This is a genomic window from Microbacterium sp. NPDC076768 (assembly GCF_040687205.1).
Taxonomy (GTDB): domain Bacteria; phylum Actinomycetota; class Actinomycetes; order Actinomycetales; family Microbacteriaceae; genus Microbacterium.
Genome location: NZ_JBFBMU010000001.1, coordinates 629622 through 646874, shown reverse-complemented (window position 1 = coordinate 646874; position 17253 = coordinate 629622). Strand labels below are relative to the sequence as shown.

18 protein-coding genes and 1 pseudogene are annotated in these 17253 nt (G+C 60.9%); 14 read left to right on the top strand and 5 right to left on the bottom strand.

The window, feature by feature from the left end:
* The first annotated feature begins 171 nt into the window (after positions 1-171).
* From rpmH to AB0O87_RS03205, 10 genes are all read left to right on the top strand, one after another.
* Positions 172-309, top strand: coding sequence for a 50S ribosomal protein L34 (gene rpmH, locus AB0O87_RS03250; protein ID WP_013584598.1), 138 nt, complete (start codon positions 172-174; stop codon positions 307-309).
* Positions 310-315: 6 nt separating this feature from the next.
* Positions 316-672, top strand: coding sequence for a ribonuclease P protein component (rnpA, locus tag AB0O87_RS03245; RefSeq protein ID WP_363511682.1), 357 nt, complete (start codon positions 316-318; stop codon positions 670-672).
* Positions 669-1019 (top strand): membrane protein insertion efficiency factor YidD, encoded by a 351-nt coding sequence (gene yidD / locus AB0O87_RS03240; RefSeq protein ID WP_363511680.1) that lies wholly within the window; start codon positions 669-671, stop codon positions 1017-1019. Before rnpA ends, yidD begins: the two co-directional genes overlap by 4 nt.
* A 3-nt stretch (positions 1020-1022) precedes the next feature.
* On the top strand, positions 1023-2093 hold the full coding sequence (gene yidC, locus AB0O87_RS03235) for a membrane protein insertase YidC (RefSeq protein WP_363511679.1): 1071 nt from the start codon (positions 1023-1025) through the stop codon (positions 2091-2093).
* Positions 2090-2581, top strand: coding sequence for a R3H domain-containing nucleic acid-binding protein (locus AB0O87_RS03230; protein ID WP_363511677.1), 492 nt, complete (start codon positions 2090-2092; stop codon positions 2579-2581). Before yidC ends, AB0O87_RS03230 begins: the two co-directional genes overlap by 4 nt.
* A gap of 37 nt (positions 2582-2618) precedes the next feature.
* On the top strand, positions 2619-3242 hold the full coding sequence (gene rsmG / locus AB0O87_RS03225; protein WP_363511675.1) for a 16S rRNA (guanine(527)-N(7))-methyltransferase RsmG: 624 nt from the start codon (positions 2619-2621) through the stop codon (positions 3240-3242).
* 942 nt (positions 3243-4184) lie between these two features.
* Complete coding sequence (locus AB0O87_RS03220; protein ID WP_363511673.1) at positions 4185-5108, top strand: ParA family protein; 924 nt, start codon at positions 4185-4187, stop codon at positions 5106-5108.
* Positions 5108-6079 (top strand): ParB/RepB/Spo0J family partition protein, encoded by a 972-nt coding sequence (locus AB0O87_RS03215; RefSeq protein WP_363511671.1) that lies wholly within the window; start codon positions 5108-5110, stop codon positions 6077-6079. The genes AB0O87_RS03220 and AB0O87_RS03215 overlap by 1 nt, the downstream gene beginning before the upstream one ends.
* A 59-nt stretch (positions 6080-6138) precedes the next feature.
* Entirely contained in the window at positions 6139-7587 is a 1449-nt protein-coding gene (locus tag AB0O87_RS03210; protein WP_363511669.1) for a sugar porter family MFS transporter, read from the top strand.
* 9 nt (positions 7588-7596) lie between these two features.
* Positions 7597-7932 carry a tryptophan synthase subunit alpha gene (locus AB0O87_RS03205; RefSeq protein ID WP_363511667.1) on the top strand — a complete coding sequence of 112 codons (336 nt, stop codon included), beginning with the start codon at positions 7597-7599 and terminating at the stop codon, positions 7930-7932.
* Positions 7933-7992: 60 nt separating this feature from the next.
* Here AB0O87_RS03205 and trxA read toward each other — a convergent pair whose 3' ends face one another.
* From trxA to AB0O87_RS03185, 4 genes are all read right to left on the bottom strand, one after another.
* Complete coding sequence (gene trxA, locus AB0O87_RS03200; protein ID WP_363511665.1) at positions 7993-8316, bottom strand: thioredoxin; 324 nt, start codon at positions 8314-8316, stop codon at positions 7993-7995.
* A 68-nt stretch (positions 8317-8384) separates the two neighbouring features.
* Positions 8385-9359: a thioredoxin-disulfide reductase gene (gene trxB, locus AB0O87_RS03195; protein ID WP_363511663.1), complete on the bottom strand. Its 975-nt coding sequence runs from the start codon at positions 9357-9359 to the stop codon at positions 8385-8387.
* Between the two features lie 118 nt (positions 9360-9477).
* On the bottom strand, positions 9478-11094 hold the full coding sequence (gene murJ / locus AB0O87_RS03190; RefSeq protein WP_363511661.1) for a murein biosynthesis integral membrane protein MurJ: 1617 nt from the start codon (positions 11092-11094) through the stop codon (positions 9478-9480).
* Entirely contained in the window at positions 11087-13228 is a 2142-nt protein-coding gene (locus AB0O87_RS03185) for a DUF6049 family protein (protein WP_363511659.1), read from the bottom strand. The genes murJ and AB0O87_RS03185 overlap by 8 nt, the downstream gene beginning before the upstream one ends.
* A gap of 107 nt (positions 13229-13335) precedes the next feature.
* Between AB0O87_RS03185 and AB0O87_RS03180 the strand changes: the two genes are divergently transcribed.
* From AB0O87_RS03180 to AB0O87_RS03165, 4 genes and pseudogenes are all read left to right on the top strand, one after another.
* Positions 13336-14838 carry a methyltransferase gene (locus AB0O87_RS03180; protein WP_363511657.1) on the top strand — a complete coding sequence of 501 codons (1503 nt, stop codon included), beginning with the start codon at positions 13336-13338 and terminating at the stop codon, positions 14836-14838.
* 28 nt (positions 14839-14866) lie between these two features.
* Complete coding sequence (locus AB0O87_RS03175; RefSeq protein WP_363511655.1) at positions 14867-15922, top strand: LLM class flavin-dependent oxidoreductase; 1056 nt, start codon at positions 14867-14869, stop codon at positions 15920-15922.
* A gap of 39 nt (positions 15923-15961) precedes the next feature.
* Positions 15962-16462 carry a GNAT family N-acetyltransferase gene (locus AB0O87_RS03170; protein WP_363511653.1) on the top strand — a complete coding sequence of 167 codons (501 nt, stop codon included), beginning with the start codon at positions 15962-15964 and terminating at the stop codon, positions 16460-16462.
* 2 nt (positions 16463-16464) lie between these two features.
* Positions 16465-16584: pseudogene (locus AB0O87_RS03165) on the top strand (alkane 1-monooxygenase); the annotation flags it as partial.
* 20 nt (positions 16585-16604) lie between these two features.
* Here AB0O87_RS03165 and AB0O87_RS03160 read toward each other — a convergent pair.
* Positions 16605-17222 carry an amino acid deaminase gene (locus AB0O87_RS03160; RefSeq protein WP_363511651.1) on the bottom strand — a complete coding sequence of 206 codons (618 nt, stop codon included), beginning with the start codon at positions 17220-17222 and terminating at the stop codon, positions 16605-16607.
* Between the last annotated feature and the right edge of the window lie 31 nt (positions 17223-17253).

The window sequence follows — 17253 nt, the reverse complement described above, 5'->3', positions numbered from 1 at the left end:
GTTGTGGATAATTACCTAGAGTTGGTTCCTTCGGCTACCGGGGCGAGCGTCCAGATTTGCTCTGTGCGCCGGTAAGACGTACCCTAAGTCGGTTGACTTATGCCATTTTTGGCAGTTCCCCAATGTCTCCGGTCGAAGTGAATCCGGTGGCAGTATTCCCGGAGTGATTCCATGAGCAAGCGTACTTTCCAGCCCAACAACCGCCGTCGCGCCAAGAAGCACGGATTCCGCGCCCGCATGCGTACGCGTGCCGGCCGTGGCATCCTCGCTGCACGCCGCGCGAAGGGCCGCACCGAGCTCTCTGCGTAGTCTGCTGTGCTCGCCCGCCCGTATCGATTGACCCGCGGGAGCGACTATCGCCTCGTCGTTCGTCGTGGTTCCCGCTGTGGCGGGGCCAGGGTCATTACGTCGATGTTGGTTACGGGCGAGAACAGATCCGCACGGTTCGGATTCATCATTAGCAAGCAGGTAGGTACCGCGGTGGTACGAAACACTGTGCGTCGTCGGCTTAAGGCCGTCTGCGCTGAGGCACTGCCGCGTGTGCCACAGGGCACGGATGTTGTCATCCGTGCCCTTCCTGCGTCTGCGAGCGCGTCTTTTGCCGATCTCGAAGCTGATGTCAGTCGTTGTCTTAGTAAATTGACGGCTTCAGCGAGTGCGAGCTCCGCATGAGTGCTCTTCCCGCATCCTCTATAGGTGGCGCGAAGTTGCAGCCGAGCGATGCGATTCGTAGCGTTCCGTTGATACCTCGCAACCTCGTTCTGGGGTTTCTCGCTGGGTACCGCAAGGTGATCTCTCCGATGTATGGAGATGTCTGTGCCTATTACCCCAGCTGTTCCGCTTACGCTGTAGGTGCGGTGCAGCAACACGGTGCGGCAAAGGGAGCGGTGCTCTCTGCGTGGCGCATTCTCCGCTGCAATCCTTGGACTAGCGGTGGCGTCGACGACGTTCGGCCGCATGACCACTTCCGTTACGACTTAACCGCTCACGGTTTTGTTGTCCCTTCCCGAAAGGACTGATCGGTGGGTCTTGACCTTCTGCTCGCCAGTGCGACGCCCAGCCCCGAACCTGCGGAGGGTGGCTTTGACCTGATCAGCACCATCCTTTGGCCACTGAAGTGGATGGTCGAGCTGATCCTCGTCGCGTGGCATTCGCTCCTCACGACTGTGGGAATGCCAGCCGCTTCAGGTCTGACCTGGGTTCTTTCAATCGTCGGCCTCGTTATTGTCGTCCGCGCCGCTCTTATTCCGCTTTTCGTGAAGCAGATCAAGAGTCAGCGAAAGATGATGGAAATCGCCCCTGAACTGCGAAAAGTTCAGGAAAAGTACCGCGGTAAGAAGGATCAGCTTTCGCGGGAGGCCATGAGCCGCGAAACGATGGCGCTGTACAAGAAGCACGGCACGACGCCGATGTCGAGTTGTCTTCCGCTCTTGGTGCAGATGCCTATTTTCTTCTCGCTGTTCAGTGTGCTGAGCGATGTGAGGAAACATGCCGAGCAGGGTCTCGGCGGGGTTGGTCTTCTGAGCCCGGAACTTACGCAAGAGTTCTATGACGCAAAGCTGTTTGGCGTTGCTTCGCTTCACGAGACTCTTGGTGACGCGGTTGATGCGCAGAACACCACCGCGATTGTCATTCTGGTTACTCTCGTCGTCCTGATGATCGGCTCGCAGTTCTTTACCCAGCTGCAGATCATTTCGAAGAACCTTTCCCCTGAGGCCAAGACCGGCCAGGCGTACCAGATGCAGAAGATCATGCTCTACGTACTGCCGCTGGGATTCATCTTCTCCGGAATCTTCTTCCCGCTCGGCGTCGTCGTGTACTGGTTCATCTCGAACCTCTGGACCATGGGACAGCAGTTCCTCGTTATCCGCGAGATGCCCACACCAGGCTCAGAGGCCGCAAAGGCACGTGAAGAGCGTCTTGCACGTAAGGGCAAGGCGATCGACTCCTCGGGCAAGGTTGTTCCGATGTCTGTATACGAAGCAGAGCAGCAGCGCTTGCTGGAAGAGGCCGAGAAGGTCAAGGCAGAGGCACCGAAGCGCCAGCAGCCTGTGGGCAAAAAGCGCGCCAAGAAGAAGGGGAGCGGTTCATGAGCGAGGTAATTACCGAGAACGTTGAGCCGACGACGGCGCAGCTGGAGAACGAGGGCGACATCGCCGCGGACTACCTCGAGGAGCTGCTGGATATTGCAGACATCGATGGGGACCTGAACCTCGATGTTCGGCAGGGACGTGCGTACGTCTCCGTCGAGGCTGAGGGGGAGGGGCTTTCTGCACTCTCTGCGCCCGAAACCGTCCAGGCCCTACAGGAACTCACGCGTCTCGCAGTTCAGAACAAGACCGGGTCGTTCTCGCGTTTGATTCTGGACATCGCCGGCTCCCGCGACATCCGCCGTCGCCAGCTTGAGACCTTGGTACTCGCCGCTGCGAGCAAGCTTGATGAAGGTTCTTCGCAGGCCTCGTTGCCGTCGATGTCTAGTTATGAGCGAAAGCTCGTCCATGACATCGCAGCAGAACATGGTCTGGTCTCCGAGTCGTACGGCGAGGGTGCTGACCGACACACGGTCCTTCGTCGTCGTTGATGTTTCACGTGAAACATCGCTTTTCGGGAATCTCGATATGACTGATGTCGAAAGTGAACCTACGGGCGCCGAGGAACTTTTCGGGGATCGTATCGAGGTAGCGCGAGCCTTTACGGCTGCACTCGCCCAACACGGGGAAGAGCGCGGGCTCATCGGCCCTTTGGAGTTGCCGCGCTTGTGGAGTCGTCACGTACTGAACAGCGTCATTGCGGCACCCCTGTTCTCTGGTTCGGTTGCTGACATTGGGTCGGGAGCTGGGCTCCCTGGTTTGGTCTTGGCGATCGCACGCCCTGATGTGACGTGGACCCTGGTTGAGCCCATGGAGCGTCGCGTTGTGTGGCTGAACGAGCAGGTCGATGCGCTCGGCCTCGAGAACGTGACGGTTCTTCGAGCGAGGGCGGAGGATGTGCGCCCTCACAGCAGCTTCGATGTGGTGACCGCTCGTGCAGTGAGTGCCCTACGCACGCTCATTCCGATTACTGCTCCGTTGGTGCGTGACGGTGGTGAACTCATCCTGCTCAAGGGCGCGCGAGCGTCGGATGAGATCGATGCAGCACAGAAGCAGATAAAGAAGTTCAGACTCAGTGATGTGCGAGTAGAGATCCTCGGGGAGGATGTGCTCTCCGAAGCCACTCGGGTTGTCCGAGCCAAGGTCAGATAGATACTCGTGCTTTTCCTCGTCGATGTTTCACGTGAAACATCGATTGGGACAGGCCTTGCGACGTCGTGGCAGCATGAGATCGCGGCGGTTACTTCTAGACCGAGGTTTGTTCCACGTGAAACATCTCTGATGTCGCACAACGTGGTGTGTTGCAAAGTCAGACCCGTGTGCCTGTCGCGGTTCTACGACATTTTTTGATGCGCGGCCCATCGGGTTTGGCTTCAGCTCGTGCCTGATGCCTGCGTTGCTTAGCGGTCCGGCGACACTGGCGTAGTGGGGGTAATGTCGGTGTGCGCGTTGTGAGCAAGAGGTACGTTTCACGTGAAACACATTGTGTCTACGGATGTCGATCGTCCCGACTCACGCGAAACAGCAGCAGTGTCGGTCAGCGGTGGCCAGTACCCCTGCCTACTCGGGGGAACGCGCACTCACGCATCAAAGCAGAGTACGCGTTTATCCGACCACACCCGTGGCTAGCCTGCGTGATGTGGTTGAGAGTACGGAGACATGCCGCCGTTGACGGCCGGCAGAATCCGGGTTGCGTCATGCCACACCATCGATATCACTGGGTGTGGTGTGTCCTGCGGCTGGGTAGGTCAACGGCGCGGGATCGAGCGAGTAGAAGCAATGTCTCACGTGAAACCTCGACGATTCTCGGTGCTAGCCGGGTCAAGGCAGCTACATGCTGATGGACTTCACGTGCGGAGCTCCAGCTTTACCTGTCCCGCACGATGGAGACCGCGCACTGCGAGTAGTTGCCGCGTTGTGTGCGTGACTGTTTCACGTGAAACAGTGCCGGACTTCCGTCAATTGCCCCGGGTTGCCCCCAAGTATCCGCCGGCGTCGCCTGAATCTGCGGGTTAGAACGATCCTCATGTGTCACCGACGTGCTCGGACGTCGGTGGATGCGATTAGAGTGGAACGCGGCCCCGAAAGGAGTGGATGTTTCACGTGAAACAATCCGAAAAAACATCAGCGAACGAGTCGTTCGGGATTGATACGCCGCTTGCGCGGGAGCTCGCTGACCTCTCTGCTCGGAAGCGGGCTCTCGAAGCTGCCTCTGTGGAGTTCGGCGGCGACACGCGCGTACTGACGGTCTCAAACCAGAAGGGCGGCGTAGGCAAAACAACGACAGCCGTCAACACAGCCGCGGCGCTGGCAGCTATCGGTGCCAAAGTTTTGGTGATCGATCTCGATCCTCAGGGCAATGCGTCTACCGCTCTCGGTGTTCCGCATAGCGCGGACGTTCCGAGTGTGTACGACGTCCTCATCGATGAGGTCCCTCTGGCGGACATTGTGCAGGAGAGCCCAGAGGACCCCAATCTGTTCTGCGCCCCGAGCACGATCCACCTTGCTGGCGCCGAGATCGAACTCGTCGCACAGGTTGCACGTGAACACCGCTTGCGGCGCGCTCTTGAGGTGTATCTCGTCGACAGTCCGATGAATTTCGTGATCATTGACTGTCCGCCATCGCTTGGGCTCCTGACGATCAACGCTTTCACGGCGGCGACCGAAGTGTTCATTCCTATTCAGTGCGAGTACTACGCCCTTGAGGGACTCAGCCAGCTATTGGGCAGCATTCAGATGATCCAGAAGCACCTCAATCCGGTGCTTCACCTATCGACAATTCTGCTGACAATGTTCGATGGGCGCACACGTCTCGCGCAGCAGGTCGCAGAGGAAGTGCGCACGCACTTCCCTGATCAGGTACTCGAGACCGTCATACCGCGCTCGGTGAGGGTTTCTGAAGCGCCAAGTTTTGGCCAAACGGTGATTGCCTACGATGGTCAATCCGCTGGCGCAATCGCCTACCGTGAGGCCGCAGTCGAGATCGCGTCGCGCACGACGCATAACAAGGAGAAATGATGGCGAAGCGCACTGGGTTGGGCCGCGGTATCGGTGCCCTTATCCCCACGACTGATCAGGCAGAGCGTCCCGTCGACGTCTTTTTCCCCGGAGCGAGCTTGCGGCAGGCTGCCGCCGACGCCGCAGCAGAGCCACAAGCCGCGGCTCCTGACCTGGAAACCGTGCCAGGGATCCACCTGATTCAGGTTGACCCCAACGACATCGTGGCTAACCCTCGTCAGCCACGAACGCACTTTAACCCCGATGATCTTGCCGAGCTCGTCCACAGCGTGCGCGAGTTCGGCGTGCTCCAGCCGGTTGTCGTGCGCAAGAACAGTGACAACGAGTACGAACTGGTCATGGGGGAGCGGCGTACGCGCGCCGCCCGCGAAGCTGGCCTAGATGTGATCCCTGCGATCGTCCGGGACACTGCCGATGAAGATCTTCTACGCGATGCCCTTCTCGAAAACCTCCACCGCTCGGAGCTGAACCCACTGGAAGAGGCCTCGGCCTATCAGCAGCTTCTCGACGACTTTGGAATCACGCAAGAAGAGCTGGCTACACGCATCGGCCGGTCGCGCCCGCAGATCAGCAACACCATCCGACTGCTGAAGCTTCCGGTACCGGTCCAGCAACGTGTTGCTGCCGGGGTGCTCACTGCTGGGCACGCCCGCGCAATCCTTAGCCTCGACGATGCAGCCGCGATGCAGCGCCTTGCCGACAAGGTCGTGAATGAAGACCTCTCGGTGCGCGCTACGGAGGAGGCTGCGAAGTCGCAACCGAGCGCTGCAAAGTCGGCCAAGCCGACTCCTGGTGCACGCCGCGCCTATCTCGATGAGGTCGCAGGCAAGCTCGGCGACCGACTCAACACGCGCGTTAAGATTGCGCTCGGTGCTCGAAAGGGCCAGGTCACTATCGATTTCGCATCGATTCAGGACCTGAACCGTATCCTCGAGGAGATCGGTGAAGGCGGATACGGTAGCGAGAAGTAGCCTCCTGACTATCGAACGTTCCTCTAGACTCTCGTCATCTCGATGATCAGGGGGATGAAATGTCGAAAGTCACAGGTCCGGCAGGGATACAGCGACGCGTCATAGCGGTGAGCATCGCCGCAGCGCTCGGCGGGTTCCTATTCGGGTTCGATACGGCGGTAATCAACGGCGCCGTTGACGCGCTCGCTGGCGACGTTTCCGGATTCGACCTGAGTACGGGGCTCAAGGGATTCGCTGTTTCATCAGCGCTGATCGGCTGTGCCATCGGAGCATGGTTCGCTGGCCCGGTTTCGAACAAGTACGGCCGAATACCAGTGATGGTCACCGCCGCGGCTTTGTTCTTCGCCTCTGCTATCGGCTCAGGACTCGCCTTCGGTGTGATCGACCTCATCGTCTGGCGCGTGATCGGTGGGTTCGGTGTCGGTGCGGCATCGGTCATCGCTCCTGCATATATCGCAGAGATATCGCCCGCGGCCATCCGAGGACGTCTCGGCTCGCTCCAGCAGCTGGCGATCGTGACCGGTATCTTCACCGCATTGCTTTCTGACGCCCTCCTGGCCGGACTCGCCGGGGCGGCTGACCAGCCTCTCTGGGGTCTCACCGCCTGGCGATGGATGCTGATGGCGGAAGCTATCCCCGCTGTGGTCTACGGCATTATGTCGCTACGTCTCCCCGAATCGCCACGCTATCTCGTGCGCAAGGGGGAGCTTAAGCGTGCTGCTGAGGTGCTCACGACGGTCACCGGGACAGTCAACGTCGACAGCAAGATCAAAGAGATCACCGGAACGATCAATACGGAGCGCTCGGAGTCCCTGCGGGACCTACGGGGGAGCAGGCTGGGTCTGAAGCCCATCGTCTGGATCGGCATCCTGTTGTCAGTGTTCCAACAGTTCGTCGGCATCAACGTCATTTTCTACTACTCCACGACCCTCTGGCAGTCGGTGGGCTTTGACGAGTCCAGCGCATTGCTCACCTCGGTCTTTACATCGGTGACAAACATCGTGGTCACGATCATCGCGATCATGCTCGTCGACAAAATCGGCCGTCGCATCATGTTGTTGGTCGGGTCGGTCGGTATGACGGTGACGCTGGGGCTCATGGCTCTCGCGTTCTCGTTCGGAGAACTCGATGCGTCAGGAACGGCTGTGTTGCCTGACCCATGGGCGACCGTAGCCTTGATCTGCGCGAACGGGTTTGTCGTATTCTTCGGCGCTACCTGGGGACCGCTGGTCTGGGTTTTGCTGGGGGAGATCTTCCCCAACTCCATACGTGCGGGAGCTCTTGCTGTCGCGGCCGCGGCGCAGTGGACAGCCAACTTCTTCATCTCCACAACGTTCCCGACCTTCGCAGAAATTGGCCTGACCTTCGCTTACGGCTTCTACGCGTTCTTCGCGTTCTTGTCGTTCTTCTTCGTGTACTTCAAGGTGCCGGAGACGAAGGGCAAGGAGCTCGAAGAGATGACAGAAGACATGAAGGTGACGCGCCGGACGGGCCGCCGATCGACGTAGGCTTGTTGTATGACCGAGTCTGTAAATCGTCGCGCCAGCCTAGAGTTGCTGCGGGCAGAAGCGGCTGACGAGCTTGCGGTCCTCATCCAGGAGCGACTTCTCGGGGGAGAAGACCCGTGGGAGTTCATGGAGGAGCTTCCGAGTGTTGATGAGCTGGTTGTCTATCTTTTGCGAGCCGACAACATCACAGCAAACGACGGTGTGCGTCCTAATGCGGCGCGGCACTATCGCGTACTGCGGCAGATAGCACTGGAGTACCCCGAACTCACGCCCGCGGTGTGGGGCCTTCTCGACGAGAAAGAGCGCCACCGCCGTTGGGATCCGACAGTCGCTGACGCTTCCTGAGCTGGCACCGAGAAAGGGCCGCACCTCCGGAGAGGTGCGGCCCTTTCTCTGAGAAAAGGATCAGCCGATGAATGCGGCCAGGTCCTGCTCCAGAGCGAACTTCGGCTTGGCGCCGATGATGGTCGTCTTGACCTCACCGCCATCGAACACCTTCATCGCCGGGATCGAGGTGATCTGGTACTTCATCGCCAGCTCGGGGTTCTCATCAACGTTGAGCTTGAGGATGGTGATCTTGTCGGGGTTGTCAGCCTGGATCTCATCCAGTACCGGCGCGACCATGCGACACGGACCACACCACTCGGCCCAGAAGTCGACCAGAACGGGACCGTCTGCCTGCAGAACGTCCTGATCCCAGGTTGCCTGGCTCGTAGCTTTTGCACTCATCACAGTTCTCCTTGGTTCGAGGTTCGCCTGCTACAACAGCCGGCGAGGGGAAAGTGTTCCCGCCGCCCTCAGGCGACGATGATTTCGGCGGCTTCAGCGGCCGGCACCTCAACGGAGGCGTCTTCGAGGTCGGCGAGGAAGTGTTCCGCGTCGAGGGCTGCAACCGTTCCGGTGCCGGAAGCCGTGATGGCCTGGCGGTAAGTCGGGTCGATCACGTCTCCGGCAGCGAAAACGCCGGGAACGGAAGTGCGAGACGAGCGTCCGTCGACCCAGATCGTTCCCTCTGCTGTGAGTTCCAGCTTGTCGTGCACGAGGTGGGTGCGCGGGTCGTTTCCGATCGCGATGAACAGGCCGTCGAGAGCGAGCTCGCTGAGTGTGCCGTCGGCTGTGGAGCGCAACTGCACACCAGAGACGGCGTCAGCACCGAGAACCTCGGCGATCTCGCTGTTCCAGATGAACTCGATCTTCTCGTTAGCGAAGGCGCGCTCCTGCATGATCTTCGAGGCCCGCAGCGAGTCTTTGCGGTGGATGACGTAGACCTTCTTGGCGAAGCGAGTGAGGAACGTTGCCTCCTCCATCGCGGAGTCGCCGCCGCCCACAACAGCGATCGTCTTCTCACGGAAGAAGAATCCGTCGCAGGTGGCGCACCAGGAGACACCGTAGCCGGAGAGACGCTCTTCGCCTTCTACTCCAAGCTTGCGGTACGCCGAGCCGGTGGCATAGATAAGCGTCTGCGCTTCGTGCACAGCGCCCGACCCGAGGGTGACCTTCTTGACGGGGCCATCCACTTCGAGTTCTGTGACGTCGTCGTACAGCACCTCGGTGCCGAACTTCTCTGCCTGCTCTTGGAACTTCGCCATGAGCTCTGGACCCTGGATGCCCTCGGGGAAGCCTGGGTAGTTCTCGACCTCGGTGGTGTTCATCAGCTCTCCGCCGACTTCGACCGAGCTCGCGATGAGCAGCGGCTTGAGGTTCGCCCTGGCTGCATAGATCGCAGCCGTGAATCCGGCGGGGCCGGAGCCGATGATGATGACCTGACGCATGTGCTCTCCGTCTTAGAAAAATGTGGTCGGTTGACCTTCGCCTGCTTCAACCCATGCTAACCGCGGGACATTCCCTCACAACATCGATGAGGTGTCGAAGGGGTAGCTACCGCGTGAATCAGCGACCAGGCAGGAAGCGGCGAACGAGCGTGCCGGCGACCTTGAGTTCTGGGGCCCGCATCACCGCCAGGAGGGCAATGTAAACGATGATTACGGTGAGGCCGACCAACGCTGTTGCGAATGTGGCGGCGATGACACCGGACGTCGCCCAGCCGGTGGTGCCGCCCAGCAGCAAGAACATGCCCCATCCTGCAAAGCCGGCGGGGATAGCCGCGACCGAGAAGCGGGCGATGGCAGACATCCAGGAACCCACCTGGAGTCCGCCGAGCTTGCGGTTGAGTAACCACGTAGCGAGGATCGTCTGCAAGATGCTGGCAATCGACTGCCCGAGCGCTACCGCGGCGGCAAGTTGCACCAGGGGGAGCACGCCAGCTGCCAGGAGCGCGGCGGCGGTGAGCGCTGTCACCACGATCAGAACGCACTGGAAGATCGTGAACCAGAAGGGTGTGCGGGTGTCGTCGTAGGCGTAAAAAGTCCGCTGCACGATGAAGAGAATCGTGAGGGGAATGAGGCTGACGAGGTAACAGAGCAACACGAGGGCTGCGCCCTGCGCATCAGAAGGATTCTCGGTGAAAACCCGCGATGCAGGGATCGCTGCTGCAGCCACCGCGGCGACCGCAGCGACAATGAAAAACAGCAGCGTTTTGATGCTGCGGGAGACGTCGGAGAGAACATCGGCGCGACGTCCGGCCGCAGCATGTTCGCTGATCTGGGTGAAGTACGGCGTCCCGATCGAGAGCACGATCACGGAGTAAGGCAGCATGAAAATAAGCCAGGCATTACCCGTGACGGCGAGTGAGGCACCGCTTCCGGAGGCCTCGCTGATGATGCGACCCTGAACGATCCCCGCAGTGAGCGACGCGAGAGCCATCAAGAAGGTCCAGCCAGCCAGCTTGCCGACGCCACCGAGCCCAACGCCGCGCCATTGGAAGTCGGGGCGAAGCGAAAGACCGGTGCGCCGCCAGAAGAGCAGGAGTACGAGCGCCTGGATAGCGATCCCGAGGGTGGCTGTGCCACCGAGCATGGCGATCATCTCAGGAGTCCAGTCCTCGGACTGCCGGGAGACGGGGGAGAATACCCACCCCAGCAAGAGAAAACCGATGATCGAGACGATGTTGTTGATCACCGGAGCCCAGGTGAACGGGCCGAAAATGCGGCGGGCGTTGAGGGCTTCTCCGAGGAGGGCGTATAGGCCGTAGAAGAGCACCTGGGGGAGACACCAGTACGCCAGAGCGGTTGCCAGAGCCTGAGTAGATGGGGGAACTCCGCCGGCGACGAGCTGAACTAGCCACGGGGCTGAAATCGTCGCGATGGCGGTAACGACGACGAGAACGACCGTGCCGAGCGTGAACAGTTTGGAGATGAACGCGTTGCCACCGTCGGCGTTCGCTGCCGCCTTGACGATCTGCGGGACGATGACCGCAGTGAGGATTCCCACGGAGATGAGCGAGAAGACGCTGTTGGGAAGAGTGTTGGCCGCCGCAAACGCGTCGGCTGGCCCGGAGTTGTACGAGCCGATAACTCCGACGAGCACGATGCTGCGGAGCAGACCGGTGAGGCGAGACACCAGAGTGCCAGCGCCGATAATGGCGCTCGCGCGTCCGAGACTACTCATTCGGGTCCTTTGCTGGGGCGGTGCTCGCCGGGTCTTCGATCGCAACTTCTTCTGCTGACTCGCGGCGCTTGCGACGGATGGTGCGGAAGACGCCCAGTCCGATCAGCAACACAACGAGACCACCGAAGACGAAGAGGCCGATGGCTTCCCACTCTGCGCGCACAGCGACGCGCACAATCTGTTCGTCTTGGATCTGTACTCCAGTGGGACTGTAGAGACTCAATCGCAAGTCGAGCTCACCGCTGCCGACACGCGCTGAAACCGGCACCTTGACGCGCGTGGTGGAGTTGGCCTGTACGACGGCTTCCACGAAGGGCTGGACGTCAAGACGGGGATCGCTGGGCGAGGCGAACAGTTGCACAGTGACGGGCCACGGCAGATCATTGCGCACCGCGATCGGCAGATCGGCGTTCGCCGTGAGCAGCTGAATGGTGCTCGACGGCGGGATGCTCACGGCTGCAAGGGTGCCTGTGGTTCTGGCCTGATGAGCTTGCACGCGCTCGGAGAATTCTGCCGCCGATGCGCCAACGGCGAGGGTGCGCATGATGCGCATGCGCTCAGGGCTCAGGAGCACCTGAGAGTCAGTGAGGATGGATGAAAAAGCGGAAAGCGTCCCCTCATCAGAGAGCAGATTGATGACAGCGGCGGCCCTGGCCGGATCCGCCTCTGCGGTCACAGTGGCCGCTGCAAGAGGAGTGTCACGCAGGGCCGACAGCGTGAAACCAATGGAGTCGGCAGCCGAGACGGCATCGCGCAGTGCGTCGGCCGATCGATCCTCGTCGCGATCAAGGCCGACGAGCAGTGGTGCTCCTGGTGCGCGTTTCTCTGCCATGACCAGCAGTGCAGCAGACTCAGCAAGCAAACGCTGGCGTCTCACCTGGTCTGTCTCTGCCGCGACCTCAGATAGGGCGTCAGAGGCGGCAGTATCGGTAACGAGGAGCTCTTCGCCTTCGACGACGGCATGTGCGGCGTTCTGGCCGCCCACCGTTGAGGACGAGAGGATTGTCGCTGTTCCTTCACCGAGATACGAGCTGAAGGCGACGACATCGTTCTGAGTAAGGGCGCCGTCTGGCCAGACGATCTGCGGCATCGCACCAGCGACCGCGAGAAGCTCTTCTTCGCTGGGGACGGCCGATATCTCAGTGGGAGTCGGCGTCGGTTCCGCGCTGGTGGTCGTGCTGGGGGAGGCGGTCGGCGCGACGGTTGCCGGCGCCTGTGGGAAGTTTGCGGGATCGATGAACGGCGAGAGCGTGGTGGGCTCCAACAGTGTGGGCAGCGAAGCCTGTGCTTGGGCTGCCACGTCGGCATCCCCGAACTGCAATGCGAATCTCTCGTTAGGGAGGCTCTCGAAACGAGCCAGCCAATCTTGTGCTGTGTCGGGAGCGGAGGAGCCGAGCACTCGGATCGACGTGAGAATAGCGGGGTCGATACCCAAGACCGCCGTGGTGCCCGCGACGCCGTCGAGCTGTGCCGTGAGAGTGCCGTCGGTCGCCGTGAGGGTCGAGAGTTCGTCGCCGCTAAGCAGCGCACCACCCGCGGGGGTCGCGGTGATAGGTACCAGGACACCAATCTGGGTGCTCTGCGACTCCGCGACGACCAAGACGCTTGTCGCTTTGGTCGCGACAATGTCTGACGTGTCCTGTTGTGACGCTCCTGTGAGCTCGGCACGAAGGGGATATGTTCCGGGCTCAAGATCTTGCAGCGTGTCTTCGGGGACAAAGACGGTCGTGGTCTCCGCAGCACCCGCATCGATGGCCCCAGTTTCGTCGGCCCCGATGACCTCGAAATCGCCGGCGGCTTCACTGTCGTCCAGCCAGCTAGAGAGCGCTGCCTCATCGGCGAGAGGGGTTTTGTTGATCTCGACCTGGACCTGACCAGCCGACAACCCAGAATTGGTGTCGTTCTCGACCGTGAGGATGGCGGTGGTCGAAGAACCCGGCGCCGTGACGCCGCGCAGACCGGCGGAGACGTGCAAACTCACGCTCTGCTCATCGTCAGATGGCTGATTCGCTGCGCTCGCCGCCGCTGGTGCAACCAACGAGCAACCGGCCAGCACGATCGCGAGAACAGCGGTCCTGCCGGAGAGCCTTTTCAGGCGCGCACGGAGGCCGTGTTCGTTAGTGATCGCGGTCATGAAGGTCTTCCTCGAACGCCCGGGAGACGGGCTGATCGTGAGTACTGACCTAGTGATTCTATGAGGAGAGGGGAATGAGAACCCTGAAGACGCGTAGAGTGACGGCCGTGTCTGACGCCCCCGCCCCCGTTCCCCGCCCCGCTCTCAGTGCCGCGCTCGCCGCGGATCTCGATGCTGTGGACCTTCGTTCCGAGCCCCTGAGGCGCCTGTGGGGATCGGAGGCAGACGATGCGCTTGCACGCGGAATGCGGGAGCCCATCCTGCGCGCTCTCGAGGGGGATTCGGGCGGTCTCGCGACTCTCGGGCGGCTTTTTGTGCTCGGAATGTCACAGCTTCGAGCGGCGGTAGCCGGCGCATTGCCACGAGTGGGCGTAGATGGCCTCGTGTCGCTGGGGCTCGCAACCATCGACGGCGACACGGTGATTCCGACGGCGCTGTTGCGCCCACAGGCGTTTGTCGACGCCGATGGGGTGGGCGAGTGGTGGATCGCTAGCGATCTCGATGAGGTTGCACTGGAGACGGCACTGCCAGATGACCATGTGCTCGGGGTGGGCCGAGCGTCACGAACTCTTGCGGACACTGTTGTTCCTGTAGATGTAGGACGCGCCCTCGACCTCGGCACAGGGTGCGGGATTCAGGCCCTTCTCGTCTCGCGGCGAGCAGATTCCGTGGTGGCGACCGACATCTCCGCCCGAGCCCTGGCGTTCGCCGAGCTCAATGCGCAGCTCAACGCCATAACGAACATCGAGTTTCGCCTGGGCAGCATGTTCGAACCCGTCGAAGGGGAGACGTTCGACCTGATCGTCTCCAACCCACCTTTCGTCATCACGCCGCGCGTCGATGGCGTCCCGGCGTACGAGTATCGCGACGGCGGGTTGGTGGGCGATGCGCTCGTGGAGCAATTTGTGCTCAGCGCGCCAGACTTTCTGTCACAGAACGGCATCGCGCAGCTACTTGGCAATTGGGAATCTCGAGCCGGAGTTTCGGGCCTCGCCCGGTTGGAGGCGTGGGTACCGAGAGAACTCGATCTGTGGGTTATTCAACGCGAAGAGTTGTCGCCGCTTGGGTACGCAGAGTTGTGGATTCGCGATGGTGGAACAACCCCAAGAGATCCCGCTTTTGTCTCGTTGCTCGCCGCGTGGCTCGACGACTTCGATGCGAGAGGGGTGACATCGATCGGTTTCGGTTATGTGTTGATGCGCAAAGGTGGCGGGGAAGAGCCGCTGCGACGCACAGAGCGCGTTGCTCAGCAGGTCTCACACGTCGGAGCAGCACTGGGCGCCGGCCTCGCGGCCCACGATGCGCTGTCGGAAGGAATGCCCGCAACACTTGTTGTCGCGGCAGACGTCACTGAAGCGCGTCACTTCCTGCCAGGAAACGACGACCCGAGCGTTATCGAACTGCGCCAGGGCGGCGGATTCGGGCGAACCGTGAACGTTGATCCGGCGCTCGCCGGATTTGTTGGTGCCTGCGACGGCGAACTTACCGTGGCGCAGATTGTGGCGGCGTTGGCTGATCTCTTCGAAGTGCCGTTGGCAGACCTGTGGGAAGACCTGGGTCCCCGCATTCGCACGCTGGTTCTTCACGGAATGTTGCTGCCGCAGGAATAGGCTTGAAATCTATGCGTTGGAATAGATCATGAAGGCTTTTGGATTCCTGTCATTCGGGCACTACGCGGACGTTCACGGCTCGGCGACCCGCACGGCCGGTGACATGCTGAAGCAAACGATCGAGATCGCCGAAGGTGCAGACGAGCTAGGCGTGAACGGTGCCTCCGTGCGCGTGCATCACTGGGCGCGGCAGGCGGCGTCGCCGATGCCCCTGCTGGCTGCCATGGCGGCGCGCACGAAGCGGATTGAGGTCGGCACCGGCGTCATCGATATGCGCTACGAGAATCCCTTCCAATTCGCAGAAGAAGCCGCTGCTCTCGACCTGATTGCCGACGGACGAATCGCGCTGGGCGTGAGTCGGGGGTCACCCGAGACGGCACTGCGCGGCTACGAAACGTTCGGCTACGTCGACGAAGAAGACCCAGAGCGAGGCAGTGTGCTCGCCAGGGAGAAATTCGAGCTGTTCTTGCGCGCTATTGATGGCGAAGGAATCGCTCCAGGGGATCCTCGCATGGTGGGGGCGGGACGCTACCTGGCGATTGAGCCGCAGTCCCCGACCCTTCGCGACCACATTTGGTGGGGTTCGGGGTCGCGCCCAACCGCGGTCGAAACCGGACGCAGGGGGCTCAACATGATGAGTTCTACCCTCGTTACCGAGGCCACGGGTCAACCGTTTCACGAACTGCAGCGCGAGCAGATCGATCTTTTCCGCTCGGCTTACAAAGATGCGGGGCACACCGGAACTCCGCGAGTTTCCGTGAGCCGGAGCGTTTTCCCTCTGGTGTCTGACATGGATCGGGCGTACTTCGGGTTGCGTAGCGAAGAGAACGGCGATCAGGTCGGGGTGATCGATGGATTCCGTTCCACGTTCGGCAAGACGTATGCGGCTGAGCCCGATGTGCTCATCGAGCAACTGCGCCGCGACGAGGCGGTGATGGCCGCTGACACTCTGATGTTGACGATCCCGAATCAATTGGGAGTTGCTTATTGTGTACATATCTTGGAGTCGTTCGCGAAGTATGTAGCGCCTGAGCTGGGCTGGAAGCCGAATACCGCTGGCCCCGTCGAGGGATACGCGATCTGAGACCAGCGTCCTTCTGGGTCTAGATAGTCTGACGACACTATGAGTACAACTCCACAACACCCCAGCATCCGCCCATATCAGGCTGACGACGCTATCAGCACACTGAGGATTTTCACGACGGCGATCACAAGGACCGCTGCGGCTGACTACTCGCCAGAGCAAGTCCAGGCCTGGGCCCAACCGGGCCAGCGCGATGCCGCGGGGTGGCACCTCGCCATGCGCAAGCGGAATAGTTTTGTCGCCACTGCGAACGGTGAGGTCGTTGGGTTTTCCGATGTCGATGAGCATGGATACATCGACATGATGTTTGTAGACCCCCAACACCAGAGACAAGGAGTTGCGCGCGCTCTTCTAGAGGAGGCGGAAAGGCAAGCAAGAGAACTCCACGCGACGAGCCTCACTGCCAATGTCAGCATCACTGCTCGACCTTTCTTCGAGAGACATAGATTCTTTATCGAGCACCGACAGGAGCCTGTCAAGCAGGGAGTGAAGCTCGTGAACTATCGAATGCGCAAGTTGCTGAACGAAGAGCACATTTAGGTCCGAACCAGTTGGGTGCGCAATACAACCTGCATGTGCTGGAGTCGTTCGCGAAGCATGTCGCGCCGGCGCTCGGTTGGAAGCCGAACACAGCGGGCCCCGTCGAGGGCTACGCGATCTGAGCGCCTGAGGCGCATAGCACTCAGCGCACCGCATTCCAGCGGAGGCGCTCCGGATCAGCATCCCAATCGGCCAAGATCTGCTCGACCGACGCGACCGGAAAAGTTGTGACGAGCAAGCCATCGACTACATAAACAAGCGCCCAATCACCCGATCGTGACGAGCGATCAAGCGCAAGTGTTGCGCCGCTCGTGCGCCGAATGCACTCGGCGCGTGACAGCAGTGAACGCGCGGACTCGCTCGCCCGCTCAAGCAACGTTCGAGACGATGCCCACGGAACAAAAGCGTCAGTGGGCAACCCGTAAGCGGCGGCGAGGCTTCCGTTCATCCAGCGAGCACGCTTCAGGCCGTAGGGCGTCTCGACTTTCGAGAGCAAGTAGCCATAGACGTGCAACACTCCGGCGTTGCCGACCGGCCACTGGGCCGATAGCCCAGCGCGGTCGTGGAGCGAATCGAAGACCTCTCGACTGATCACCGCCGCATCGATGTTCTCGTCGATGACGGTAGACGCACCCCACTCGGCAAAGCGTCGCGCCACGACGTCCGCGTCGATTGCGGCACCCAGCCACGGGTATTCGTCGAGTGCCGCTACGGCATCAATCCCGGAGAGATGAGCGGCAGCATCCAGGACGTCGATCACAAGGCACCAGCGTACGGCGCTTCGTGCGCGG